Origin of the sequence: Klebsiella sp. MBT K-1 (assembly GCF_002556465.1) — a bacterium.
Classification (GTDB): domain Bacteria; phylum Pseudomonadota; class Gammaproteobacteria; order Enterobacterales; family Enterobacteriaceae; genus Klebsiella; species Klebsiella grimontii.
This window is the reverse complement of sequence record NZ_PDEL01000001.1, coordinates 69,829-94,150: the sequence shown is the minus strand read 5'-3', so window position 1 is coordinate 94,150 and position 24,322 is coordinate 69,829. Positions and strand designations below refer to the sequence as shown.

Here is a 24,322-nt window from a genome sequence, read left to right as displayed (position 1 = left end):
CCGCTATGCGGCCTTTTTTCTTTTCCTGGCCGAATACCGTAAAATCAACCACATCCTTTTTCTCGATTCAGAAATCTATGCTGACCTTTGCTCAAATTCAACGGCGCCGGAACCGGCGCTGGCTTGCGGTATTAACGTTGCTGCTGCTGGTCACGTCGACCATCAGCCTGTGCGCCGGCGACCAGTGGATTGGCCCCGGCGAATGGTTTAGCGCCAAAGGTGAGCTGTTTATCTGGCAGATTCGTCTGCCGCGCACCCTGGCCGTCCTGCTGGTGGGGGCCGCGCTGGCGCTGTCCGGGGCGATTATGCAGGCGCTGTTTGAAAATCCGCTGGCGGAGCCTGGGCTGCTAGGGGTATCAAACGGGGCTGGGGTTGGCCTGATAGCTGCCGTCTTGCTGGGAAAAGGCATGCTTCCAGGCTGGGCGCTCGGGCTATGCGCGATTGCTGGCGCGCTGGTTATTACCTTTATTTTACTGCGTTTTGCCCGGCGGCATCTCTCAACCAGTCGCCTGCTGCTGGCGGGGGTCGCGCTCGGCATCATTTGTAGCGCCCTGATGACCTGGGCGGTCTATTTCTCCACCTCTTTCGATCTCCGCCAACTGATGTACTGGATGATGGGCGGCTTTGGCGGCGTGGACTGGCAGCAGCTGTGGCTGATGCTGGCGCTGCTGCCGGTGCTGGCCTGGGTGTGTCTGCAATCGCAGCCGCTCAATCTGTTAGCGCTGGGGGAGGTTTCCGCACGTCAGCTGGGGTTGCCGCTATGGCTATGGCGTAAAGTGCTGGTGGTCGCTACCGGTTGGCTGGTGGGCGTCAGCGTGGCGCTGGCGGGAGCGATTGGCTTTATCGGTCTGGTTATTCCGCATATTTTGCGGCTATGTGGTTTGAGCGATCACCGCGCGCTGCTTCCGGCCTGTCTGTTAGCGGGAGCCAGCGCTCTGCTGGGGGCGGATATCGTCGCGCGTCTGGCGCTCTCGGCGGCGGAATTGCCGATTGGCGTGGTCACCGCCACCCTGGGTGCGCCGGTGTTCATCTGGTTATTATTAAAATCAGGCCGCCCGCAGTGACGGGCGGCCGTAAGCGGTGGCTAATTACCAGCCCTTAATCGCATCGCCTTTGTAGACTTCCGCTGCCTTGTCGGCAACCGCTTGAGTCTGGAAGGCCTCTTTCAGCTCCTGAACCTTTTTGCTGTCTTTATTCTCTTCGCGTGAAACGATGGCGTTGACGTACGGCGAATCCGGACCTTCCATAAATAAACCATCGCGGGCGGCCGACAGGCCGGCCTGGGCAGAGAAGTTGGTGTTAATAATCGACAGGGCGACATTCGGGTCGTCAAGGGTACGGGTCAGCTGCGGCGTGTCGACTTCGACGATTTTTAGCTGTTTAGGATTGTCGATAATATCCAGCGTTGTAGGCAGATAGCCTGTCCCTTCTTTTAGCTTGATTAAACCTTGCGCCTGCAGCAGCAGCAGGCTGCGACCCAGGGTTGTGGTTTCGTTAGAAATGGAAATCGTCGCGCCGTCAGGCAGTTCGCTGATATTTTTGATTTTCTTCGAGTAGGCGGCGATCGGGAAAACGAAGGTTTTACCGACAATCGCAAACTTATAGCCGCGCTCTTTTGATTGCGCCTCAAGGTAAGGCAGCGTCTGGAAGGCGTTAGCATCGACGTCTTTATTGTTCAGCGCTTCGTTCGGCAGTACGTAATCATTAAATGAGATAACCTCCACGTCGAGGTTATATTTCTCTTTGGCCACCTGTTCTACGACTTTCCAGATAGCCTCATCCGGCCCGGTATTAATGGCGACTTTGATCTTATTATCTTCATCCGGTGAGCAGGCCGCCAGCAGCGCGACGGAGGCCGCAATTAACACCGTGCTAAACATCTTCTTCATCAATAAAACTCTCTTAAATTAACAATTAACGAAATGCTATTACATCCATTCATCACTGTACACTGAATTGCGCGCTCCCGGTGTTGAGATGAATTCATGTTGTGTGGCCTGTTACATCAAGAGACACTCCCGGGGGATTCAAAGTAGAATGACCCGGTCTGAATCCGCTACAGTAGATAGGGATCACCTGAAGCAGAAACCGGTTTATTCACTGAGGGAAGGCTATGCAACACGATATTCTCAATACTGAAGTCACCACCATCGATGGTGAAACCACAACGCTTGCCCCATGGGCGGGCAAAGTGCTGCTGATCGTTAACGTTGCTTCAAAATGCGGCCTGACGCCGCAGTATGAGCAGCTGGAAGCGCTGCAAAAAGCGTTTGAAAGCGAAGGTTTTAGCGTGCTGGGCTTCCCGTGCAACCAGTTCCTGGGGCAGGAGCCGGGCAGCGAAGAAGAGATTAAAACCTTCTGTAGCACCACCTACGGCGTCACTTTCCCGATGTTCAGCAAAATTGACGTCAACGGCGAGCATCGCGCGCCTCTATATCAGAAGCTGGTTGATGCCGCCCCGCAGGCCGTCGCGCCGGAAGGCAGCGGTTTTTATGAGCGCATGGCCAGTAAAGGCAGGGCGCCGCTGTATGTCGATGATATTCTATGGAACTTTGAAAAATTCCTCATTGGCCGGGACGGACAGGTTATCGGTCGTTTCTCACCGGATATGACGCCGGATGACCCCCAGCTGGTGGCCGCCATTAAAGGAGCTTTAGCGAAATAATGCCGTTTTTGATGCAGCTACAGGACGTAGAAGAGGCGGGGCGGCTGGCGCCGTTTTCAGGGGATATCCGGCCGGGAGAGATTATCCATCTGGTAGGGCCAAACGGCGCGGGGAAAAGCACGCTGCTGGCGCGTATGGCGGGACTTTCTACCGGACCGGGGCGGGTCAAACTGAATGAACGCCCTCTGAAGGATTGGCCTGCTCAGGAGCTGGCGCGTCATCGGGCCTATTTAAGTCAACACCAGATGCCGCCTTTCGCGATGCCGGTCTGGCATTATCTGTCGCTGCATCTGCATAACGACGCGCAAAACGCCCTGCTGACGGCTATCGCGGAGAAACTGGGCTTAGGCGATAAGCTTGGGCGCCAGGTGAATCACATCTCTGGTGGGGAGTGGCAGCGCGTGCGGCTGGCGGCGGTAATACTGCAGATTCATCGGCAGGCTAATCCGGCCGGGCAATTGCTCTTGCTGGATGAACCAATGAACAGCCTGGACGTGGCGCAGCAGTCCGCGCTCGATCGCGTATTAAATGAGCTCTGCGCATCCGGGGTTGCTATTGTGATGAGCAGCCACGACCTTAATCATACCCTCCGGCATGCCCATCGAGCCTGGCTTATCTGCCGGGGGAAAACCATCGCCTGCGGTAGTACCGCTGAAGTCCTTAACGAAGAAAACTTAACCGCCGCCTACGCCATGGACTTCCAGAGAGTCGAGGTGGCTGGTCATCTTATGCTCGTTCCGTCACAGTAGCACGCAGTCAGCTTGCCAGCGAATTGATAAACAAGCTAAATTATTCTGCTAACAGGATAAGGAACAGAGGATTCGTCTGAGATGCGTTTCTGGCTCGTTTTGTGTGTTGCGTTATTTCTGGCGGGTTGTAGCAGTCACCGGGCGCCGCCGCCAAATCCACGGCTGGCTGATTCGATTACCGTTGTGGCCAACCTGAATGAGCAGTTAAGGAACTGGCGGGGAGCGCCTTATCGCTACGGCGGCATGTCGCCGCGCGGCGTTGATTGCTCCGGGTTTGTGTTAATGACCTTTCGCGATAAGTTCGCGCTGCAGCTACCGCGTGAGACACGCGAGCAGGCGGAGATCGGCACCAAAATTGATAAGAGCGAACTGCTGCCCGGCGATCTGGTCTTTTTCAAGACCGGCTCCGGAGAGAGCGGTCTGCACGTCGGTATTTACGACACGGACAACCAGTTTATCCACGCCTCCACCAGCCAGGGCGTGACGCGCTCATCGCTGGATAATGTCTACTGGCATAAAAAATTCTGGCAGGCGCGAAGGATCTAACGTCAGCCGCCACCGGGCAATGGCAGAAGCGCGCACAATCCCCGTGCGGCTTATTATGGCAATAACCCCGTACTCGCCCCGTGTTAATAATTTGTTGAAAGTACTACACTGAAGGCAGGAGGAACCATGACCCTGTCTTTTACTACCCACTGGCGTGATGAACTGCCGGATTTTTACACTGCTTTAGCCCCCACGCCGCTGGAGAATGCGCGGCTTGTCTGGCACAACGCGCCGCTGGCGCGATCGCTGGGCGTCGCCGAGTCGTTATTTAGCCCGGAGAAGGGCGCTGGCGTATGGGGCGGCGAAACGCTGCTGCCGGGAATGTCGCCGCTGGCGCAGGTCTACAGCGGCCACCAGTTCGGCTCCTGGGCCGGGCAGCTCGGCGACGGGCGCGGCATTCTGCTCGGCGAACAGCAGCTCGCGGACGGTCGTCGCTTTGACTGGCACCTGAAAGGCGCCGGGCTCACTCCCTATTCACGGATGGGGGACGGACGGGCGGTGCTGCGCTCAACGATCCGCGAGGGGCTGGCCTCGGAAGCAATGCATGCGCTGGGCATTCCCACCACTCGCGCGCTGGCGATAGTGGCCAGCGACACCCCGGTATACCGTGAAACCGTTGAACGCGGGGCGATGCTGATGCGGCTGGCGGAAAGCCACGTACGGTTTGGCCATTTTGAGCACTTCTACTACCGCCGCGAGCCGCTCAAAGTGCAGCAGCTGGCGGATTACGTGATCCGTCACCACTGGCCGTATCTGCAAAATGAAGCGGATAAATACATTGCCTGGTTCAGCGACGTGGTCGCCCGAACGGCTGAAATGATTGCCAGCTGGCAAACGGTCGGCTTTGCGCACGGGGTAATGAATACCGATAACATGTCGATCCTCGGCCTGACGATGGACTACGGTCCATACGGTTTCCTTGACGATTTCCAGCCGGGATTTATCTGTAACCATTCCGATTATCAGGGGCGCTATAGCTTTGATAATCAGCCGGCGGTAGGGCTATGGAATCTGCAACGGCTGGCGCAGACGCTGTCGCCGTTTATCAGCGCGGAGTTATTGAACGGCGCGCTGGATAGTTACCAGCACGCGCTGCTCACGGCATATGGCCGCCGCATGCGCGACAAGCTTGGCCTGTTTACCCAGCAAAAAGGGGATAACGAGCTGCTGGACGGTCTGTTTGCCTTAATGGCGCGCGAAGGCAGCGACTATACGCGGACCTTCCGAATGCTCAGCGCCAGCGAGCAAGAGAGCGCCGCTTCGCCGCTACGCGATGAGTTTATCGACCGCGAGACCTTCGATAGCTGGTTTGCCGATTATCGCGCGCGCCTGCGTGATGAACAGGTTGACGATGCGCAAAGGCAGGCACGGATGCGCAGCGTGAATCCGGCGCTGGTGCTGCGAAACTGGCTGGCGCAGCGGGCAATTGAACTGGCGGAGCAGGGAGATATGAGCGAGCTGGAACGTCTGCATAATGCGCTATCCCAGCCTTTTATCGACAGGACGGATGATTATGTCAATCGTCCTCCTGACTGGGGAAGGCGTCTTGAGGTGAGCTGTTCCAGCTAGTCGTTATTATCCCTGCCTTAATCGGCGGGGATAATTATTTGGTCAGGATCAGCTTACCTGAATGAGTCTGGCGCAGCAGGTAGCGCTGACCGCCGTGTTCAATCACTACCCGTCCCTCGCTGCCTAATAATGTGCGGCTGCTTATCTCTCTGTCCGTCGGAACAGGGTACGGGGCATTGTCTTTAGTTTTTTCTGCTGTGGCAGTGTTATCCATACGCGTCATAGCACTAAAAATAAAAATCAAGGTAACAATGATAATCATTATCAATAATGTTTTTTTTCACGGCAAGCATTATTTATCGAAATAGCCGATTTAGCCGGTGAACGAGCGGACGAGGGCGAGAAATAACCCCGCCGCGGAGACGGCGGGGAGGGGGGAACTACAGGCGAGTGGCGGTTGCGGCGGCTAATTCATCCAGCAGCCGTTCGCTATCGTCCCAGCTCAGGCAGGGATCGGTAATCGACTGCCCCCAGGCCAGCGGCTGGCCTGCGACCACCTTCTGCGTGCCTTCCTGAAGGAAACTCTCGGCCATGATCCCGGCGATAGCGGTCGAGCCGGCGCGGATCTGCTGGCAGATATCGGCGCACACCTCCAGCTGACGGCGGTGCTGTTTCTGGCAATTGCCGTGGCTAAAATCCACCACCAGCTGTTCCGGCAGGTCGAACTCAGCCAGCGCTTGACCGGCTGCGGCGATATCGGCAGCGTGGTAATTTGGTTTTTTGCCGCCGCGCATAATGATATGGCCGTACGGATTACCGCTGGTCTGATAGATCGTCATTTGCCCCTGCTTATCCGGCGACAGGAACATATGGCTGGCGCGGGAAGCGCGGATAGCGTCTACGGCGATACGGGTATTGCCATCGGTACCGTTCTTAAAGCCCACCGGGCAAGAGAGCGCCGAGGCCATTTCGCGGTGGATTTGGCTCTCGGTCGTACGCGCGCCAATAGCGCCCCAGCTTATCAAGTCGGCAATAAACTGCCCGGTCACCATATCGAGAAACTCGGTGGCGGTCGGTACGCCCAGTTCATTGACCTGCAGCAGCAGGCTACGCGCCAGCTCGAGGCCGTGATTCACCCGATAGCTGCCGTTGAGGTCGGGGTCGGAGATCAGCCCCTTCCAGCCGACCACCGTGCGCGGCTTCTCAAAATAGGTGCGCATCACGATTTCCAGCTGCGGCTGGTAACGTTCGCGCATGCCCTGCAGGCGGCGCGCATACTCCATCGCCGCATCAATGTCGTGGATGGAGCACGGACCGATCACCACCAGCAGGCGACGGTCCTCACCGTTGAGGATTCTCTCAATGCGGCGGCGCGAAGCGGAGACGTGAGCTGCTACTTCGGCAGACACAGGATGCCGTTGCGCCAGTTCCGCGGGCGTTACCAGGCTTTCAATGCGCGCGGTACGCAATTCGTCTGTTTTATTCATTGGGGTCTCAAAAATCTGTTTCTTCCGCGGCGAAAATGCCGGGAAGTGATGCGCATCACGATAAACCAATCCCCGCTTATTGCAAGAGCAGGGCATGATCCTGTATAGGCCACGGGTGATAGCATAAACAAATTTTTAATAATGTACTAGTGTGTTAGTACATTCTGCGGCTTAACCCCATAATATCCATGATTTTGGTGGCGATCTCTTCCACGGAATAGTTGGTACTGTTCAGGCAAGGTATCTTGTTTTTGCGGTAAAGCGCTTCGACTTCGGTCACTTCCATCCGGCACTGACGCATAGAAGCATAGCGGCTGTTTTCGCGTCGCTCTTCGCGGATGGCCGCCAGGCGCTCTGGATTGATCGTTAAGCCGAAGAGCTTGTGCTGTAGCGGCTTGAGGGAGGCCGGAAGAATCAGATTGTCCATATCATCGGCGATAAACGGGTAGTTGGCGGCGCGGATACCGTACTGCATCGCCAGGTACAGGCTGGTAGGGGTTTTCCCGCAGCGCGAAACGCCGAGGAGGATCACCTGGGCCTGGTCGAGGTTGCGCAGCGAAATGCCGTCATCGTGGGCAAGGGTATAATCGATAGCGGCGATGCGCGCGTCGTATTTGTTGAGGTTGCCCGGCGTCAGGCCGTGGGTTCGGTGAGCGATGGGCGTCGGGTCAAGGCGCAATTCCTGCTGCAGGGGGGCCACCAGCGCCTGAACGATATCCTGACAAAAGCCTTCGCTTTGTATGATGATGTCGCGGATTTCCGGCAGCACGATGGAGTAGAACACCAGCGGTCGAATGCCGGTCTGCTGGAAAATCGCGTCAATTTGCTCCTTCACGGCGCGCGCGCGGCTGATATTTTCGACAAACGGCAGGGTTACGCTGCTGGTGGCGACCGGGAATTGCGACATGACCGCATGACCCAGAACTTCCGCCGTAATAGCGGTACCGTCGGAAATATAAAAGACGTGGCGATCTACAGCACTTTCCATTTTGACCATCCGGTATAATGAGTTTAATTGTCTGAAAGCTGATATTAAATTTAAGCATAACGCTCCAGGCTTTGTCTCATATTTAAAAAATGAAACGCTATTTTTATTTTTAATGAAAAGGTGAGTTCATTTTTCGCAACCGCGTATCTTTTGTATCAAATTTCATCAGATTTCTGAAGAATCATTAGCTTAGCTATATCTGGCAAAAAATCCTAAAAACGAAAAAATAATTTGCTTGAACGATTCACCGTTTCTTTCAGCTGGATAAATATGTCAGGATAAATCTCGTAGTCGATCGTGAATTATTTATCACTGGTATTAAATCACAAAAGGATTGTCTCGATGTCCAACAATGGCTCGTCACCGCTGGTGCTTTGGTATAACCAACTCGGCATGAATGATGTAGACAGGGTTGGGGGCAAAAATGCCTCCCTTGGTGAAATGATTACAAATCTGTCGGGTATGGGCGTTTCCGTACCGAACGGGTTTGCCACCACCGCTGATGCCTTTAATCAGTTTTTGGACCAAAGCGGTGTTAACCAGCGCATTTATGAACTGCTGGATGAAACCGACATTGACGACGTTTCCGCATTAGCGAAAGCGGGCGCACAGATCCGTCAGTGGATCATCGATACGCCGTTCCAGAGCGAACTGGAAAATGCGATTCGTGATGCCTATACCCAGCTCTCCGCCGATGACGCTGAGGCCTCTTTTGCCGTGCGCTCCTCGGCGACGGCGGAAGATATGCCGGATGCTTCCTTCGCCGGTCAGCAAGAGACATTCCTTAACGTGCAGGGCTTTGACGCCGTGCTCGTCGCGGTGAAGCACGTGTTTGCTTCGCTGTTTAACGATCGCGCCATTTCCTACCGCGTGCATCAGGGGTACGATCATCGCGGGGTGGCGCTTTCCGCCGGGGTGCAGAGGATGGTCCGTTCCGATCTGGCCTCGTCCGGCGTGATGTTCTCCATCGATACCGAATCCGGTTTTGACCAGGTGGTGTTTATCACCTCCGCCTGGGGACTCGGCGAAATGGTGGTGCAGGGGGCGGTCAACCCCGATGAGTTCTACGTCCATAAACCGACGCTGGAAGCGGGCCGTCCGGCCATCGTCCGCCGCACCATGGGGTCGAAAAAGATCCGCATGGTTTACGCCCCTACCCAGGAGCACGGCAAGCAGGTGCGTATCGAAGACGTGCCGCAGGCGCAGCGCGACGTTTTCTCGTTGACCGATGCGGAAGTGCAGGAGCTGGCGCAGCAGGCGCTACAAATCGAGAAACACTACAACCGCCCAATGGATATCGAGTGGGCGAAGGATGGTCATACCGGTAAGCTATTTATCGTGCAGGCCCGTCCGGAAACCGTCCGTTCGCGCGGCCAGGTCATGGAGCGTTATACCCTCCATGCGCAAGGACAGATTATTTCGGAAGGGCGCGCTATCGGCCATCGCATCGGCGCGGGTCCGGTAAAGGTCATTCACGATATCAGCGAAATGAACCGCATCGAGCCCGGCGACGTGCTGGTGACCGACATGACCGACCCGGACTGGGAACCGATCATGAAAAAAGCGGCGGCGATCGTCACCAACCGCGGCGGGCGTACCTGTCATGCGGCGATTATCGCGCGTGAGCTGGGGATCCCGGCGGTGGTTGGCTGCGGCAACGCCACCGATCGCATCCAGGAAAACCAGAACGTGACCGTCTCCTGCGCGGAAGGTGATACCGGCTACGTGTATGCCGAAATCCTCGATTTCAGCGTGAAGAGCTCCAGCGTTGGCGCGATGCCGGATCTGCCGCTGAAGATCATGATGAACGTCGGCAACCCGGACCGCGCCTTTGACTTTGCCTGCCTGCCGAACGAAGGCGTAGGCCTGGCGCGACTGGAGTTCATCATCAACCGTATGATCGGCGTCCACCCGCGCGCGTTGCTGGAGTTTGACGATCAGGAGCCGGGTTTGCAGAACGAAATCCGCGAGCTGATGAAAGGCTACGACTCGCCGAGAGAGTTTTACGTCGGTCGCCTGACGGAAGGGATCTCGACGCTGGGCGCGGCATTCTTCCCGAAACGAGTGATTGTGCGTCTTTCCGACTTTAAATCTAACGAATACGCCAATCTGGTCGGCGGCGAACGTTATGAGCCGGAAGAGGAGAACCCGATGCTGGGCTTCCGCGGGGCCGGCCGCTATGTGTCCGAAAGCTTCCGCGACTGCTTCGCGTTGGAATGTGAAGCGGTTAAACGGGTGCGTAACGACATGGGGCTGACCAACGTCGAAATCATGGTGCCGTTTGTCCGCACCGTCGCGCAGGCAAAAGCGGTAGTTGAAGAGCTGGAACGCCAGGGCCTCAAGCGCGGCGAAAACGGCCTGAAGCTGATTATGATGTGTGAAATCCCATCGAATGCGCTGCTGGCTGAACAGTTCCTCGAATACTTCGACGGCTTCTCTATCGGATCTAACGATATGACGCAGCTGGCGCTGGGCCTGGACCGTGACTCCGGCGTGGTCTCCGAACTGTTCGATGAGCGTAACGATGCGGTGAAAGCGCTGCTGTCGATGGCCATTCGCGCGGCGAAGAAACAGGGCAAATATGTCGGTATCTGCGGGCAGGGTCCGTCCGACCACGAAGATTTTGCCGCCTGGCTGATGGAAGAGGGGATCGATAGCCTGTCTCTGAACCCGGATACGGTCGTGCAAACCTGGCTCGGCCTGGCGGAATTGAATAAGTAAGTTCGCGCCGGATTCTCGCTAAAAAGACCATCCCCGTCAGCAGTGGCGGGGATTTTTTTTGGGGGGGAGCAGAAAACGGACAAAAAAAAGCCCATCGTGGGAGATGGGCAAAGACTACACACAGCAATTCGTTGTTTCACTCAGGGGATTTCCATGCTTATAAATCAATATGTTGATTTATAACCGTGAGCTAATACTAGGCACTGAGGCTTTTTGCGTCGATCGGATTCCTCTCAATAGTTAAATTAAGGTAAAGAATCTGTGCAGCAAATAGGGTTAGCAGGCAGAGGAATGCGGGATGTGGTGAGAGATAGATTAGTATTTCTTAATATTTTAGATTGTCCCGCTCGATGGTTATCACGGGCGTAATGGGGAAAGGCGGGTTTCCCCGCCTTTTCGCTTACTTACCCTGCGAGGCTCGCGTATTCAGCTCGCTCAGTTCTTCAAGCACCAGATCGGGGTCTTTCGGCGGCGGCGGCGCTTCGTTAACCCACGCATCGTACAGCCGCCAGGAGACCGCCAGCAGTACCGGACCGATAAACAGTCCTATCATGCCGAACGCCACCAGGCCGCCGATAACGCCGGAAAGAATCAGAATCATCGGCAGGTCGGCGCCCATGCGAATCAGCAGCGGACGAATAAAGTTATCCATGGTGCCGACGACGCAGCTCCAGACCAGCAGCACGGTGCCCCAGGTGGTATCGCCGCTCCAGTACAGCCAGATAATTGACGGTACCAGGACCAGCAGGGGTCCCAGCTGTACGAGGCAGGTGAAGATCATCACCACGGTGAGCAGCGCGGCGTAGGGCACGCCGCTGACCGCAAGGCCAATACCGCCAAGCACCGCCTGGGCCAGCGCGGTAACGACCACCCCCAGCGCTACGGCGCGAATCGCCTGTCCGGCGAGGATCACCGCCGCGTCGCCGCGTTTGGACGCCAGGCGGGTGGCAAAATGACGGAAGCCATAGGCGACCTGTTCGCCGCGCCAGTACAGCAGGGCGCTGAACAGCAGCATCAGTCCGCAATAGACCAGCAGCTTGCCGATATGCGCCGCCTGGCCGACAAACCACGTGGTGGTGGTGCCAAGATAGGGGCGAATTTTGACCATAATCGCCGTTCCCCCCATCTCCAGTAAGTTATGCCAGCCGGTATACAGCTTATCGCCGATTAGCGGAACGCTATTTAGCCACGCCAGGTCCGGCGGCGTAAAGTTGCCGCTGGTAATCACTTTTATTAATGGCGTGCTGTTATCGACCAGGCTGTTGACCAGCAGCGCAATGGGGATAACGAACAGTAAAAAGAGCAGTAGCGTCATCACCAGCACCGCCAGGGCGCGCTTGCCGAACAGCAGGCGCTGCAGGCGCAAAAGTACCGGCCAGGTGGCGATAACCACGGTACCGGCCCAGGCGAATGACAGGATAAAAGGCTGCACGACCCACAGACAGGAAATAATAATCAGGGACAAAAACAGCACCGACAGCAGAACTTGCGGTATGTCCCGGGGCTGATTGGGGTTAATCATAGTGAAGTTTTACCTTTGCAGTCGCGTCAAAAGGCTGACGCAGCGTAATTCCATGTACTGATAATAATATCAATATGTTCGCGCGCCTGATTTTGCCCTTAATTCTGGCGGGCGCATATGAAAAAAATGTGATAAAAAGTTGAGGGCACTACGCAAACGTTTAATCACTTACAACACAACATAGTCAGGCAGGGTCGAGCGTCATGATCCCACAGATTTCTCAAGCGCCAGGTGTCGTTCAACTGGTGCTGAATTTTTTGCAGGTACTGGAGCAACAAGGTTTTACCGGGGATACCGCCACCAGCTATGCCGACAGGCTAACGATGGCGACTGATAACAGTGTATATCAACTGTTGCCGGATGCGATTATATTCCCTCGTTCCACGGCGGACGTGGCTCTGCTGGCCAGGCTGGCGGCGGAAGAACGTTTTAAATCACTGATCTTTACCCCGCGCGGGGGCGGTACCGGCACCAACGGTCAGGCGCTGAACGCCGGGATCATCGTCGATATGTCCCGCTATATGAACCGCATTATAGAAATCAACCCGGAAGAAGGGTGGGTGCGGGTGGAAGCCGGGGTCATTAAAGACCAGCTTAATCAATTCCTTAAGCCATACGGTTACTTTTTCGCGCCGGAGCTGTCGACCAGCAACCGCGCCACGCTTGGCGGGATGATCAACACCGATGCTTCCGGGCAGGGCTCGCTGGTCTACGGCAAAACGTCCGACCACGTGCTGGGGGTGCGCTCGGTGCTGATCGGCGGCGACATTCTTGATACCCAGCCGATTCCGGTAGCGTTGGCGGAAACGCTAAGCGCTCAGCAGTCGGCTATCGGGCGTATTTACCGCACTGTCTATCAGCGCTGCAAAGCGCAGCGCCAGCTGGTTATCGATAAATTTCCCAAACTCAACCGCTTCCTCACGGGCTACGATCTGCGCCACGTCTTTAATGACGAGATGAGCGAATTCGATCTCACCCGCATTCTGACCGGTTCCGAAGGGACGCTGGCGTTTATCACCGAAGCGCGGCTGGATATCACCCGTTTGCCGAAAGTGCGTCGACTGGTCAACGTGAAGTACGACTCCTTTAACTCCGCGCTGCGTAACGCGCCGTTTATGGTTGAAGCCAGGGCGCTCTCGGTCGAAACCGTCGACTCGAAAGTGCTTAATCTGGCGCGCGAAGATATTGTCTGGCATTCGGTCAGCGAGCTCATTACCGACGTGGCGGATAAAGAGATGCTGGGGCTGAATATCGTCGAATTCGCCGGTGACGACGTCGAGCTGATTGATAGCCAGGTGACGGCGCTGTGCCAGCGTCTGGATGAGTTGATATCGCGCAACGAAGCGGGCGTCATCGGCTGGCAGGTTTGTCACGATCTCGACGGCGTGGAGCGCATCTATGCGATGCGTAAAAAAGCGGTCGGCCTGCTGGGTAATGCCAAAGGGGCCGCCAAGCCGATACCGTTCGCCGAAGATACCTGCGTGCCGCCGGAGCATCTGGCCGACTATATTGCGGAATTTCGCGCGCTGCTCGACGGCCACGGGCTGAGCTACGGCATGTTTGGCCATGTGGATGCCGGCGTGCTGCACGTGCGTCCGGCGCTGGATATGTGCGATCCTCAGCAGGAGATGCTGATGAAGCGGATCTCCGATGACGTCGTAGCGTTAACCGCTAAGTATGGCGGCCTGCTGTGGGGGGAACACGGGAAAGGCTTCCGCGCCGAATATAGTCCGGCGTTCTTTGGCGAAGCGTTATTTGGCGAGTTGCGCAAGATTAAAGCCGCCTTTGACCCGGATAACCGCCTTAACCCGGGTAAAATCTGCCCGCCTGAAGGCGTTGACGCGCCGATGATGAAGGTGGATGCGGTTAAGCGCGGCACATTCGATCGGCAGATTCCCATCGCTGTGCGCAGCTCATGGCGCGGGGCGATGGAGTGTAACGGCAACGGCCTGTGCTTCAACTTTGATGCCAAAAGCCCGATGTGTCCGTCGATGAAGGTCAGCAATCACCGTATCCATTCGCCGAAAGGCCGGGCTACGCTGGTGCGCGAATGGCTGCGGCTGCTGGCGGACCGCGGTATCGACCCCAATCAGCTGGAAAAAGATCTGCCGGAAAAGCGCGCCAGCCTGCGTACCCTGGTGGAACGTACCCGCAATAGCTGGCACGCGCGGAAGGGAGAGTACGATTTCTCTCATGAGGTTAAGGAGGCGATGTCCGGCTGTTTGGCCTGTAAAGCCTGCTCGACCCAATGCCCGATTAAAATTGACGTCCCGGAGTTTCGTTCGCGTTTCCTCCAGCTTTACCACAGCCGCTATTTGCGCCCGGTCCGCGACCATCTGGTAGCGACGGTTGAATCCTACGCGCCGCTGATGGCGCATGCGCCGAAGACCTTTAACTTCTTTATTAACCAGCCGTGGATGCGCAAGCTGTCGGAAAAGCATATCGGTATGGTCGATCTCCCGCTGCTCTCCGTGCCGTCGCTGAAGCAGCAGATGGTTGGCCACCGTTCGGCGAATACCACGCTGGAGCAGTTGGAAGAACTGAGCGCAGAGCAGAAAGCGAAAATGGTGCTGGTAGTTCAGGATCCGTTTACCAGCTACTACGATGCGCAGGTGGTCGCCGATTTTGTTCGCCTGGTTGAGAAGGTGGGCTACCAGCCGGTATTGCTGCCGTTTTCGCCAAACGGTAAGGCGCAGCATATTAAGGGCTTCCTGACGCGATTCGCGCGCACCGCGCAGAAAACCGCCGATTTCCTTAACCGGGTGGCCGAGCTCGGCATGCCGATGGTGGGGGTCGATCCGGCGCTGGTGCTCTGCTACCGCGATGAATATAACCAGGTCCTCGGCGACAAGCGCGGCGATTTCCGCGTCATGCTGGTGCACGAGTGGCTGCCTCAGGCGCTGTCGGAAACCGCGGCCCAGGATAAAGGCGGCGAGTCGTGGTATCTGTTTGGCCACTGTACCGAGGTGACGGCGCTTCCCGCGTCCACCCGGCAGTGGGCGGATATCTTCGCCCGCTTTGGCGCGAAGCTGGAAAACGTCAGCGTGGGCTGCTGCGGCATGGCAGGTACTTACGGTCATGAAGTGAAGAACCACGCCAACTCGCTGGCGATCTACGCGCTCTCGTGGCAGCAGGCGATGGAGCGGTTGCCGCGCAATCGCTGCCTGGTCACCGGCTACTCCTGTCGTAGCCAGGTGAAGCGTATTGAAGGCAGCGGCGTACGCCACCCGCTGCAGGCGCTACTGGAGATTATGGGATGATTTGGAAACGTCACAGCACCCTGGAACAGCTGAACGCGATGGGCGAGGGGAACATGGTCGGTCTGCTGGATATCCGCTTCGAGGCGATAACCGACGACGCCATCATTGCCACCATGCCGGTAGATAGCCGCACCCATCAGCCGTTTGGCTTGCTGCACGGCGGCGCGTCGGTGGTTTTAGCGGAAACGTTAGGTTCGGTCGCGGGCTATCTGTGCAGCGAAGGCGAGCAGAAGGTGGTGGGGCTGGAGGTGAACGCCAACCACATTCGTTCGGTGCGCAGCGGCAGGGTTCGCGGCGTGTGCCGGGCGCTGCACGTTGGCGCCCGTCACCAGGTGTGGCAAATCGAAATCTCTGATCAACAGGGGCGCCTTTGCTGTTCGTCACGGCTAACCACCGCCGTGATCTAAGTTAACCAGGGGGGATTCCCCCCCTTACAGCTTTTGTATCCCCGGAACAACTATCATCGAAACGCCCGGGCGTTTTTACTAAGCCTCATTGCGTTGCCACTTCAACTATTCATACGAAAATTCCTGGTATATCTCCGTTCCGCGCAAGTTTAATAGCCCGCGGCGCGATGCCTACGCGTGCTGCTTATTTGACCGCCACGCTCGCAGGGCGTAGACCATTATCTCTCCGGTGGCAAGTATATAAATATCAAATATAAATTTCTCAAACATCACTAATAATTATGCTAATCTTTTATATACCAGAGATTTACAAGTAACGAGAGGATGGAGTTAGCTATGGGTATCATTTCATGGATCATTTTTGGCCTTATTGCCGGTATTTTAGCCAAGTGGATTATGCCGGGGAAAGACGGCGGCGGATTTATCGTTACCGTAATTCTCGGTGTCATCGGTGCAGTTGTCGGGGGTTGGATTAGTACTTTCTTCGGCTTTGGCCGTGTAGATGGTTTTAATTTCGGCAGCTTTGTCGTGGCGGTGATTGGCGCGCTGGTGGTCCTGTTTATCTACAGAAAGATCAGGAGCTAATTCGCGCTCCGTATCAGCTATGCCATAAAGTGAAGAGGCTGCCGCCATTGTCGGCAGCCTTTTTTAATATCCTGCCAATGCCTGTCCGGGCAATATCGCCTCTCTGAATCCTTGACCCAATATGCGCTCACCGGCCTGGTACGACGTCGGCCGGGGCCTGTTCCTTCATCAATATAAAGATCTGTCCGGCGACGGCGAGGCTCACGGTTTTTTCGAGGGAAGAGGTTAATCGAGCAAAACGCTAATAATTAACAATACGACCATACACATCGACATGACATCTGTTTCTATTTCCATAATTCAGTACTACACAGGTTCCCGAACGGTCGCCGTTGCGACATTGCGTTAAAAGATGAAGGAAATTTAGCAGCGCATTCTACATGAGCCAGCCAGTAGTGAATAAATCTTTATTTTTGTGAAACGGCAATACTTATAATGAAAACGAATAGAATTCGTTTCATGAATGCATTGGGCTGGCGACCGGATTGAGAGAAGAGCGCATGCTCAATCCTGTTAATCAGTACTTAGCAGGAAGCTTGTTGATTTTTATCAGTTTTCCCTCTTCCATTTCGATGAAGCCGCCGGTTTTTAGATCGGCCAGAATGCGCATAACGCCGCTACGGGAAAGCTGGGTTTTCTCCCGGATATAACGTTCAGCCGTCACGCTGTGCCGATAATCCGCTTCTTCCTCCATTAGCCTGAGCAACTGCTGGCGAATCATCTCGTAGGCCGTTGGCGCCCCCTGGGGCATGACGTTGTGATAGAGGCGGTTATAGACAAACATCAGCTGTTTAGAAAGTAATCCCCATAGCGCCTTCTCTTTAATAATTTCCTCGACGCGATCGGTGGTAAGAACGCCAATCAGGCACGGCGTGACGGTTTTAAAATAATCATTGAAGTAAATGTCCGTCAGGTTAGCGAGGCCGAAAATCGCGGGGCTGCGCGAAGTGGAAAGCATCATATCGTCACTTCTGCGGTATAACGCTATTGTCCCTTCAAGAATGAGATAACACATCCCTTGACCCTTCACCTGAAGGTCAAATCGCTCACCACGCCCTGTACTGTACGGAGTGCAGTATGGCTGTAAATGAGAAATAAACTCCTGTGCGTAAGGTGAGCCGCGAAATGCTTGCTTTGCCGATGACATAGTCAGAAATTCCTGAAGAGGATCGGACTTATTATAACCTTGCGCTTATCTCTTGCCACCCCCGCAGTTAATTGCACAATCAGTATTTCCGCGGTAGGTGGTGGATGTCGATCAGTACGCCGCGTTCCATCGTTATGTATTTACCCGTTCTTAGCTCCGCCAGAATGCGCATCACGCCGCTGCGGGAAAGATAGGTTCGGCTTTTGATATAGGCCGCCGCGGTGGTATTTTTCCTGATAGCTTCGGGCTCTTGCATTAATTCAACAAGTTGAAAGCGGATGATATCGTAGGCCGACATTTGCGATATCTGGGCGCAATGTTCATAGACCCGTGATGCGGTATAGATCAGCAGCTTTGAAAAATGCTCCCATAGATTTTGCTGCGCCACCACGCGATTAAAACAGTCCAGCGAAACGGCCGCGATTTCCGATGTTTCCAGAACTCTGACATACAGGCGTTCGGAGGAAAACTGGCTACATACGCCGAGAAGAAAGGGCGATGACTCGGAGTTTAAAACAATACCATCGCCACGACGATGCAAAGCAACGCTGCCGTGGATAAGTAAAAAACACTGCCGAACTTCATTATCGTAATAATGGACGATATCGCCTTTTGATACAATTCGCCTCTCGGCATGCGGCAGAATATTATCGATTAACCTTTCAATGTGCTTAAAGGGTTTTATACTCAGAACCTCAGCAGGCTCATTGCAGAGTTCAGGAATAATTCGCGTATTCATAAGATACCTCACTAACTTATGCGATCGTTTTTTGATCGATGTTGGGAATTATCTTAAAAAACATCATTTCAGGGAATGTTTACGTCAGGTCTATTAATAGACCGATCATGAATTTTCTCTTAACTAATTGATTTAATTGTTTTTGTGTTTTGGTCCAAAAATAGACTGGGAGATGTTTGATTAAGGAGTTCCTTAATTTAATTGTTTTATTTTTGTTAACTTTGAGTCTACTGGTAGACCGCGAAATAGATTGTGTGCTGAAAAATAGTTGTATAAATTTTGTCTCGTCGGCAGGGGTAATCCGGTTTGAATAAAGCGTTTCAGTGGTGAGTGATATACCACTGGTTCCCGGCAATATATTAAAGCAATGGCAAGATGCGGACATTAAGTGTTTTGCCTGAATGTCAATAAAGTAAAACAGGATATGGCGTTATGAAAAAGACAATTGTTATTGCTATGCTTGCAGCAGGTTCTGCATTATCTATGAGTCATGCTTTCGCAGCAGCGGGTACCGTTAATTTTAATGGCAATATTTTGGATGCCGCCTGCGACGTCGATGTCGCGTCTAAAAATCAGGTCGTGGTGTTGGGCGATTATTATAAAACTGAATTCCCGGCAGCCGGTTCCAGAACCGCCGCGACGAAATTCGATATTATTTTGAAAAACTGTCCGGCAACTGTTATCAATGCCAAAGTGCGCTTCGATGGAACCCCCGATTTAAGCAATTCCAGCCTGCTGGCAATTGATTCGTCGGTTCCTGGCGCTGCCACCGGCGTCGCAATTAACCTAATGACGGCGGATAAAGCCGACCTGCCTCTGCACGGCAGCAACGGTTATTCTTATACTCTCAGCAGCACCGCTGATAATACGCTGAATTTTTATGCTCAATATCAATCGACTAATGCGGCGGTGGTCGCCGGTCCAGCTAACTCGGTCGCTAACTTCTCCGTAGTTTATAACTAAGTTTTTTGCAGTAATCAGTAGGGGGCCGGCCCGGCCCCTTTGTTTTAAGAGGTATACAATGCGTTTTATCAGAACATTTGGCCTGGCGATGACAATATTAACGCTGATGCAGGCGAGCGCTATCGCCGGAGTTATTATTGGCGGCACGCGGATCATTTTCGATGGTGCGAAAAAAGAAGCCTCCATCAGCGTTAATAATCCTGACCCGACGCCTTATTTAATTCAATCATGGATAGATGAGCGAGACGGGGGGGCTGGTAAAACGCCTTTTATTATTACGCCTCCGCTGTACCGTCTGGATAGCGGACAAAAAAATATTGAACGAATTGTCGCGACAGGTTCACTGCCTCAAACGCAAGAAAGCTTGTTCTGGGTGAATATTAAAGCAATTCCCTCGGCATCAAAGCAGATGAACTCCCTGCAAATTGCCGTGAAAACGCGGATCAAACTGATTTACCGACCCGTCACTCTTCGTGGGTCAACGCCGGAAGAACAGGCGAATAAGCTCACCTGGCAAAGAAGCGGCGATGAACTTCAGGTGAATAACCCAACGCCTTACGTCATTAACTTCAATGAAATTAGCGTGGGCGGGAAAGCGCTGGCGCAGGTGTCGTATGTTTTGCCTGCTTCGACAGCCCGGTTCCCATTGCCGGAGGGGGCCGCCGGTAATGCCCTGACATTTAAAATCATTAATGACTATGGTAGCCCCGGAGCATCACATCAAGCCAACTTGTAACCCCTGAACACATGGCCCGTCCTGCGTTAAATAGGTTAATAGCGATGACAATAAAAAATAATAAATTGCGACCTGCGCGTCTGGCGACGCTTATCGCCTTCGCGTTTACCGGTATTTCACAGGAGCTGTATGCCAGTGATTCGTTTAATACGGCGCTGGTAGAACTGGATAACCCCGGGGTGGGCAAAGCGGATTTATCGGCTTTCGAGTCTGGCTCCCAGGCGCCGGGAACATACCACGTGGATATTATTCTTGATGACCAGCTAATGGATACCCGGGATATTCCATTTGCGATGGCAAAGACCGCTGACGGTAGTGAAGCATTACAGCCCTGTTTGAGCATTGAACTCTTAAAACAGTGGGGCGTGAAAACCGATCTTTTTCCCCAGTTGGCGGTAGAAGAAAGTGATTGCGCCAATCTCCAGGCGATTCCGCAGGCCAGCGCCGATTTTCAGTTTGGCGCCCAGCGGCTGGTCATCAGCATTCCCCAGGCGGCGATCGACCTGCCGGCAAGGGGCTATGTGCCGCCGGAAATGTGGGATGAGGGGATTACTGCGGCCATGCTCAATTACAGCCTGAGCGGAGCAAACAATTGGGCGAAAACGGGTCAAGGCGCCAGCAGCGACAGCCAGTATGCGAACCTGCGTCCGGGTATCAATATCGGGCCGTGGCGTTTTCGCAACTACACCACCTGGTCACGGGAATCCTCCGGCCAGGATAAATGGGATACCGTTTATACCTACGCACAGCGCGCCATTATTCCGCTGAAAGGCCAGCTTACCGTCGGGGACAGCTCCGCGCCTGCCGATGTGTTTGACAGTATGCCGTTTCGCGGCGGCCAGCTGGCGTCAGATGACGATATGTTACCGGATTCTCTTAAGGGCTATGCGCCCGTGGTGCGCGGTATTGCTCGAACCAATGCGCAGGTCGTGGTGCGCCAGAACGGCTATCAGATCTACCAAAGCTACGTTGCGCCGGGGGCGTTTGAGATTAGGGATATGTATCCCACCGGCGGCGCGGGCGACCTCGACGTGACGATTAAAGAAGCCGATGGCAGCGAACAGCACTTCACGCTGCCCTACGCCTCGCTGCCGGTATTGCAGCGGGAAGGGCGCTTAAAATACGCCATCACCGGCGGGCAATACCGCTCCTATAACAGCAGCGTGGATAAGATTCCTTTCGGGCAAGCCACCGCAATTTATGGTCTGCAGCACGGCATTACCCTCTATGGCGGCCTGCAAGAGTCAAGCAAATACCAGTCGCTTGCCTTTGGCGTGGGCAAAAATATGGGAGCGTTAGGCGCTATCTCCGCCGACGTTACTCAGGGCTGGTCAACGCCGGATAAAACGGAAAAATCACAGGGCCAATCCTGGCGAGCGCGTTATAGCAAAAACTTCGCCGGGACCGGGACCCACTTTTCCATTGCGGGCTACCGCTATTCGACCAGCGGCTATTACGGGATGCAGGAAGTCCTCGATTCATATGGCGACAGCAGCGCGCTGCAGGAGCGCAGGCGCAACCGCGCGGAGCTGACGATGAGCCAGACTCTGAGTCGTGAGCTGGGGTCGCTTACCCTCAGCGCGGCGCGGGAAGACTACTGGAATTCCGCCAGGTCGATGGCTTCCTGGAGCGTCGGATACAACAACTACTGGCGCAATATTAGCTACGGCCTGACCTGGACATACAGCAGAAATGGCAGCGCTGCGTCATACGACGGCGGGCGCGGGCGAAAGAGCGACCATGACCAGCAGTTGGCGTTTAACGTCAGCGTACCGCTGGAGAAATTCCTCCCGCAAACGTGGGCCAGCTATGGCATGAACGCCAGCAAGAATAACGGAACGACGCACAACATCGGCATCAACGGCGTCGCGCTGGAAAACAACTCGCTGAACTGGAACGTACAGCAGGGTTACGGTACGAATGGCGTGGGTTACATCGGCAATATGAACGGTGACTATAAAGCCACGTACGGCGAAGTGACGGCGGGCTATAGCTACGACAGAAATAGCGAGCGGCTTAATTATCGTCTACAGGGCGGCGTTATCGCCCACGCCGACGGCATCACGCTTTCTCAACCGCTCGGTGAAACCAACGTCTTAATCAAAGCTCCCGGCGCGTACGGCCTGAATATTCGCAATCAACCCGGCGCGCGCACCGACTACCGGGGATATACGGTGGTCAGCAATATTTCCGTCTATCGGAAAAACGACCTGACGCTCGACCCGCAAAGTATGCCTGATGATGTCGAGCTGGAGATCAACACCGATACGGTCACGCCGACGCGAGGCGCGGTGGTGAGGGCCGATTACCTTGCAAAAGTGGGGCGCCGGGTACTCATGACCTTAACGGACAATAACCACTTTGTGCCGTTTGGCGCCGTGGTGACGCTTGCTGATGGTAATCAAAGCAGCTTTATCGTCGGCGATCGCGGCCAGGTTTTTTTAAGCGGAATGCCCGAACAGGGGGCGATAGTCGCAACATGGGGCCGCCAGTCCAGCCAACAGTGCCGTGCTGATTTCAGCCTGCCGCAACAATCAACCTACGCTGGAATAACCGAAGTTAGCGCCAGTTGTCATCAGGAACGTTAAAAATGAGATTGATTTATTCTGTTATTTTGCTCGGCTTAATGGCCGGATGGAATAGCGCGCGTGCCGGAACCTGCACGACAATTATCCCGCAGCTCTCCACGCTGTCTGTGGGAACCCTTACCGTACAGCGTGATGCGCCGGTCGGAACGGTTATTTTTTCTCGTAACGCGACGATAACCAGCTCTTATTTAACCGGATGCACCAACCCATTAATGCTTGGGTTTAGCATGCGCTACCTTAGCGCGACGCCGAGTAGCTACGGTAATCATGTTTACGCCACCAATGTCGCGGGGATTGGTATTCGCTTCTCTTCCGGGAATTACTTTGAAAACCCGAGTAATACCTTTTCTTATGAAGCGCAGTCCTCCTACGTGGAGTGGTGGGGCGGAAAAATTGAGCTGGTGGTCACCGGCCAGGTGTCGTCGGGCGCATTAACGCCGGGAACGATCGGCGTGGTGACGCTACAGGGCAGCGACGGCGTCTACCGTGACGGCCTGACCACCAAACTCACCGATGGGACCATTAACGCGCTGGCCTGCAATATCACGACGTCTCAACTGACCTTCCCGATTGGCGATATTTCAGCGGCAACGTTCGGCTCGGCCGTCGGCACCACGCCTGCGGGCGCGCAGAATACGCAGAATCTGGGATTAAGCTGCAGCGCCGGAACCAATATTAATGTATCGCTGAGCGGCGTACAGCATCCGGACGTTGCCGATACCAGCGTCATGGCATTAACGGGGCAGGGCAGCGCCGGGACGGCAAAAGGCGTGGGAGTCCAGCTTTTATATAACGGCGCTCCGTTGGCTATCAATAGCCCGCTGTTATTAAAACGCTCTGCGGGCGGCCAGGAAACGCTGCCGTTGACGGCCCGTTATTACCAGACCTTAACGTCCGTTGAGTCAGGCTCGGCAAACGCGACCGCCACGCTGAATTTGACGTACCAGTAACAGGTGAAAAAATGAAAATACCCCACAAAAAAATGCTTCTTCTGGCTTTTCTGTGCTGGAAAGCGTTTTCTGCCGACAGCGTGAGCGTAGGCGTAACGGGAAATATTGTTGCCTCGCCCTGTATATTTAATGGCGGAAATAGCAACCTCAATGTCAATCTTGGCGATATTCAGGCAACAAATATGGTTACGCCAGGGTCATCCTCCGACCCGGTGGCCTTTAATTTGCTGTTTACCAACTGCCCGGCGGGAACGCGCAGCGTAACGGCCTCCTTCACCGGAAACCCGGATCCGGTTGCCGGCCCTGACTATTATATGAATAGCGGTACCGCAACAAACGTGGCGATCGCGATGAGCGAAGCGGGCAGCGGCGCGCTAAAGGGGACGGGTTCCAGTATTATGCGCAACATCGCGGCAGACAGAACCGCCACCCTGGCCATGCAGGCCTCGGTTAAATCGATGTCAGGGGGCGCGACGCCCGGCAGCGTGAGTGCCGTTGTGGTCATGACGCTACAGTACAATTAAACCGGCAACCGTGTCAGCGCGACGCCGGTTACGTATTTTTTTATGCAATCGTCGTGACGCTGCGTCGTTCTATTCCCGCCGTTAGTCAGGCCTTTTCGGCCTCATAGCCGGTAAAGCTCCCACTTTTCTACCCGTAAGAGGTGACGGTCAGTCTGTTGCCTTCACGGCGGGTTGTATGCAAGGCAAATCATCTATCTCAAAAATAGGTATTTTCGATGCATATTTTAATTTTCCAG

General features: G+C 54.7%; 21 protein-coding genes and 1 other RNA gene. 14 read left to right on the top strand and 8 right to left on the bottom strand.

The features are described from left to right. Positions 1-77 precede the first annotated feature (77 nt). A complete protein-coding gene (gene btuC, locus CMQ96_RS00415; protein ID WP_004134071.1) occupies positions 78-1,064 on the top strand; it encodes a vitamin B12 ABC transporter permease BtuC in 987 nt (328 codons plus the stop codon). Positions 1,065-1,088: 24 nt separating this feature from the next. Here the strand turns inward: btuC and CMQ96_RS00410 are convergent, their stop codons facing one another. Beyond that, positions 1,089-1,889 (bottom strand): MetQ/NlpA family ABC transporter substrate-binding protein, encoded by an 801-nt coding sequence (locus tag CMQ96_RS00410; protein WP_004119129.1) that lies wholly within the window; start codon positions 1,887-1,889, stop codon positions 1,089-1,091. A 224-nt stretch (positions 1,890-2,113) separates the two neighbouring features. On the opposite strand from CMQ96_RS00410, the gene CMQ96_RS00405 reads away from it, so the two are divergent. The 4 genes from CMQ96_RS00405 (at position 2,114) to selO (ending at position 5,529) form a co-directional block, all read left to right on the top strand. Next, positions 2,114-2,665 (top strand): glutathione peroxidase, encoded by a 552-nt coding sequence (locus CMQ96_RS00405; protein ID WP_004134072.1) that lies wholly within the window; start codon positions 2,114-2,116, stop codon positions 2,663-2,665. Then, a complete protein-coding gene (gene btuD, locus CMQ96_RS00400) occupies positions 2,665-3,414 on the top strand; it encodes a vitamin B12 ABC transporter ATP-binding protein BtuD (protein WP_098065649.1) in 750 nt (249 codons plus the stop codon). Before CMQ96_RS00405 ends, btuD begins: the two co-directional genes overlap by 1 nt. An 81-nt stretch (positions 3,415-3,495) precedes the next feature. Continuing rightward, positions 3,496-3,960 carry an NlpC/P60 family protein gene (locus CMQ96_RS00395; protein ID WP_004134084.1) on the top strand — a complete coding sequence of 155 codons (465 nt, stop codon included), beginning with the start codon at positions 3,496-3,498 and terminating at the stop codon, positions 3,958-3,960. Positions 3,961-4,086: 126 nt separating this feature from the next. Next, positions 4,087-5,529, top strand: coding sequence for a protein adenylyltransferase SelO (gene selO / locus CMQ96_RS00390; protein WP_049088740.1), 1,443 nt, complete (start codon positions 4,087-4,089; stop codon positions 5,527-5,529). Between the two features lie 34 nt (positions 5,530-5,563). On the opposite strand, the gene hemP is transcribed toward selO, so the two are convergent. The 3 genes from hemP to CMQ96_RS00375 all read right to left on the bottom strand — a co-directional run bounded on the left by hemP (position 5,564) and on the right by CMQ96_RS00375 (position 7,944). Continuing rightward, positions 5,564-5,743 carry a hemin uptake protein HemP gene (gene hemP, locus CMQ96_RS00385; RefSeq protein WP_162685329.1) on the bottom strand — a complete coding sequence of 60 codons (180 nt, stop codon included), beginning with the start codon at positions 5,741-5,743 and terminating at the stop codon, positions 5,564-5,566. Positions 5,744-5,909: 166 nt separating this feature from the next. Next, complete coding sequence (aroH, locus tag CMQ96_RS00380; protein WP_024357889.1) at positions 5,910-6,956, bottom strand: 3-deoxy-7-phosphoheptulonate synthase AroH; 1,047 nt, start codon at positions 6,954-6,956, stop codon at positions 5,910-5,912. 154 nt (positions 6,957-7,110) lie between these two features. Continuing rightward, entirely contained in the window at positions 7,111-7,944 is an 834-nt protein-coding gene (locus tag CMQ96_RS00375) for a pyruvate, water dikinase regulatory protein (RefSeq protein ID WP_004119141.1), read from the bottom strand. Between the two features lie 342 nt (positions 7,945-8,286). Here CMQ96_RS00375 and ppsA point away from each other — a divergent pair, with 342 nt between their 5' ends. Further along, positions 8,287-10,665 carry a phosphoenolpyruvate synthase gene (ppsA, locus tag CMQ96_RS00370; RefSeq protein WP_024357890.1) on the top strand — a complete coding sequence of 793 codons (2,379 nt, stop codon included), beginning with the start codon at positions 8,287-8,289 and terminating at the stop codon, positions 10,663-10,665. A gap of 79 nt (positions 10,666-10,744) precedes the next feature. On the opposite strand, the gene rprA is transcribed toward ppsA, so the two are convergent. Next, an RNA gene (gene rprA / locus CMQ96_RS00365) (antisense sRNA RprA) lies at positions 10,745-10,852 on the bottom strand. Between the two features lie 213 nt (positions 10,853-11,065). Beyond that, the gene (gene ydiK, locus CMQ96_RS00360; protein WP_024357891.1) at positions 11,066-12,187 is read right to left on the bottom strand and encodes an AI-2E family transporter YdiK; all 1,122 of its coding nucleotides are present in this window, start codon (positions 12,185-12,187) and stop codon (positions 11,066-11,068) included. A 203-nt stretch (positions 12,188-12,390) separates the two neighbouring features. On the opposite strand from ydiK, the gene CMQ96_RS00355 reads away from it, so the two are divergent. From CMQ96_RS00355 to CMQ96_RS00345, 3 genes are all read left to right on the top strand, one after another. After that, positions 12,391-15,447 carry an FAD-binding and (Fe-S)-binding domain-containing protein gene (locus CMQ96_RS00355; protein WP_024357892.1) on the top strand — a complete coding sequence of 1,019 codons (3,057 nt, stop codon included), beginning with the start codon at positions 12,391-12,393 and terminating at the stop codon, positions 15,445-15,447. After that, positions 15,444-15,854 carry a 1,4-dihydroxy-2-naphthoyl-CoA hydrolase gene (gene menI, locus CMQ96_RS00350; protein WP_004132130.1) on the top strand — a complete coding sequence of 137 codons (411 nt, stop codon included), beginning with the start codon at positions 15,444-15,446 and terminating at the stop codon, positions 15,852-15,854. Before CMQ96_RS00355 ends, menI begins: the two co-directional genes overlap by 4 nt. Positions 15,855-16,190: 336 nt before the next feature. Continuing rightward, on the top strand, positions 16,191-16,439 hold the full coding sequence (locus tag CMQ96_RS00345) for a GlsB/YeaQ/YmgE family stress response membrane protein (protein WP_004102935.1): 249 nt from the start codon (positions 16,191-16,193) through the stop codon (positions 16,437-16,439). A 517-nt stretch (positions 16,440-16,956) separates the two neighbouring features. Here the strand turns inward: CMQ96_RS00345 and CMQ96_RS00340 are convergent. Beyond that, positions 16,957-17,586 carry a helix-turn-helix domain-containing protein gene (locus tag CMQ96_RS00340; protein ID WP_004132907.1) on the bottom strand — a complete coding sequence of 210 codons (630 nt, stop codon included), beginning with the start codon at positions 17,584-17,586 and terminating at the stop codon, positions 16,957-16,959. Between the two features lie 79 nt (positions 17,587-17,665). After that, positions 17,666-18,325, bottom strand: a complete 660-nt coding sequence (locus CMQ96_RS00335; protein ID WP_004132909.1) for a winged helix-turn-helix transcriptional regulator — start codon at positions 18,323-18,325, stop codon at positions 17,666-17,668. A gap of 432 nt (positions 18,326-18,757) precedes the next feature. On the opposite strand from CMQ96_RS00335, the gene CMQ96_RS00330 reads away from it, so the two are divergent. Genes CMQ96_RS00330 through CMQ96_RS00310 form a run of 5 tightly spaced genes read left to right on the top strand, consistent with a single transcriptional unit; the run spans position 18,758 to position 24,086 of the window. Beyond that, positions 18,758-19,288, top strand: coding sequence for a fimbrial protein (locus CMQ96_RS00330; RefSeq protein ID WP_004132911.1), 531 nt, complete (start codon positions 18,758-18,760; stop codon positions 19,286-19,288). A gap of 58 nt (positions 19,289-19,346) precedes the next feature. Then, positions 19,347-20,024 (top strand): molecular chaperone, encoded by a 678-nt coding sequence (locus tag CMQ96_RS00325; RefSeq protein ID WP_004132913.1) that lies wholly within the window; start codon positions 19,347-19,349, stop codon positions 20,022-20,024. Positions 20,025-20,068: 44 nt separating this feature from the next. Beyond that, a complete protein-coding gene (locus tag CMQ96_RS00320; protein ID WP_098065647.1) occupies positions 20,069-22,612 on the top strand; it encodes a fimbria/pilus outer membrane usher protein in 2,544 nt (847 codons plus the stop codon). A 2-nt stretch (positions 22,613-22,614) separates the two neighbouring features. Then, positions 22,615-23,562, top strand: coding sequence for a fimbrial protein (locus CMQ96_RS00315; RefSeq protein WP_049130945.1), 948 nt, complete (start codon positions 22,615-22,617; stop codon positions 23,560-23,562). Positions 23,563-23,573: 11 nt separating this feature from the next. Continuing rightward, the gene (locus CMQ96_RS00310) at positions 23,574-24,086 is read left to right on the top strand and encodes a fimbrial protein (protein ID WP_098065645.1); all 513 of its coding nucleotides are present in this window, start codon (positions 23,574-23,576) and stop codon (positions 24,084-24,086) included. Positions 24,087-24,322: the final 236 nt, after the last annotated feature.

What these genes read in the sequence shown, in the direction of transcription:
- btuC (WP_004134071.1), top strand. Translation starts at nt 78, where the DNA reads ATGCTGACCTTTGCTCAAATTCAACGGCGCCGGAACCGGCGCTGGCTT.
- CMQ96_RS00410 (WP_004119129.1), bottom strand. Translation starts at nt 1,889, where the DNA reads ATGAAGAAGATGTTTAGCACGGTGTTAATTGCGGCCTCCGTCGCGCTG.
- CMQ96_RS00405 (WP_004134072.1), top strand. Translation starts at nt 2,114, where the DNA reads ATGCAACACGATATTCTCAATACTGAAGTCACCACCATCGATGGTGAA.
- btuD (WP_098065649.1), top strand. Translation starts at nt 2,665, where the DNA reads ATGCCGTTTTTGATGCAGCTACAGGACGTAGAAGAGGCGGGGCGGCTG.
- CMQ96_RS00395 (WP_004134084.1), top strand. Translation starts at nt 3,496, where the DNA reads ATGCGTTTCTGGCTCGTTTTGTGTGTTGCGTTATTTCTGGCGGGTTGT.
- selO (WP_049088740.1), top strand. Translation starts at nt 4,087, where the DNA reads ATGACCCTGTCTTTTACTACCCACTGGCGTGATGAACTGCCGGATTTT.
- hemP (WP_162685329.1), bottom strand. Translation starts at nt 5,743, where the DNA reads ATGGATAACACTGCCACAGCAGAAAAAACTAAAGACAATGCCCCGTAC.
- aroH (WP_024357889.1), bottom strand. Translation starts at nt 6,956, where the DNA reads ATGAATAAAACAGACGAATTGCGTACCGCGCGCATTGAAAGCCTGGTA.
- CMQ96_RS00375 (WP_004119141.1), bottom strand. Translation starts at nt 7,944, where the DNA reads ATGGAAAGTGCTGTAGATCGCCACGTCTTTTATATTTCCGACGGTACC.
- ppsA (WP_024357890.1), top strand. Translation starts at nt 8,287, where the DNA reads ATGTCCAACAATGGCTCGTCACCGCTGGTGCTTTGGTATAACCAACTC.
- ydiK (WP_024357891.1), bottom strand. Translation starts at nt 12,187, where the DNA reads ATGATTAACCCCAATCAGCCCCGGGACATACCGCAAGTTCTGCTGTCG.
- CMQ96_RS00355 (WP_024357892.1), top strand. Translation starts at nt 12,391, where the DNA reads ATGATCCCACAGATTTCTCAAGCGCCAGGTGTCGTTCAACTGGTGCTG.
- menI (WP_004132130.1), top strand. Translation starts at nt 15,444, where the DNA reads ATGATTTGGAAACGTCACAGCACCCTGGAACAGCTGAACGCGATGGGC.
- CMQ96_RS00345 (WP_004102935.1), top strand. Translation starts at nt 16,191, where the DNA reads ATGGGTATCATTTCATGGATCATTTTTGGCCTTATTGCCGGTATTTTA.
- CMQ96_RS00340 (WP_004132907.1), bottom strand. Translation starts at nt 17,586, where the DNA reads ATGTCATCGGCAAAGCAAGCATTTCGCGGCTCACCTTACGCACAGGAG.
- CMQ96_RS00335 (WP_004132909.1), bottom strand. Translation starts at nt 18,325, where the DNA reads ATGAATACGCGAATTATTCCTGAACTCTGCAATGAGCCTGCTGAGGTT.
- CMQ96_RS00330 (WP_004132911.1), top strand. Translation starts at nt 18,758, where the DNA reads ATGAAAAAGACAATTGTTATTGCTATGCTTGCAGCAGGTTCTGCATTA.
- CMQ96_RS00325 (WP_004132913.1), top strand. Translation starts at nt 19,347, where the DNA reads ATGCGTTTTATCAGAACATTTGGCCTGGCGATGACAATATTAACGCTG.
- CMQ96_RS00320 (WP_098065647.1), top strand. Translation starts at nt 20,069, where the DNA reads ATGACAATAAAAAATAATAAATTGCGACCTGCGCGTCTGGCGACGCTT.
- CMQ96_RS00315 (WP_049130945.1), top strand. Translation starts at nt 22,615, where the DNA reads ATGAGATTGATTTATTCTGTTATTTTGCTCGGCTTAATGGCCGGATGG.
- CMQ96_RS00310 (WP_098065645.1), top strand. Translation starts at nt 23,574, where the DNA reads ATGAAAATACCCCACAAAAAAATGCTTCTTCTGGCTTTTCTGTGCTGG.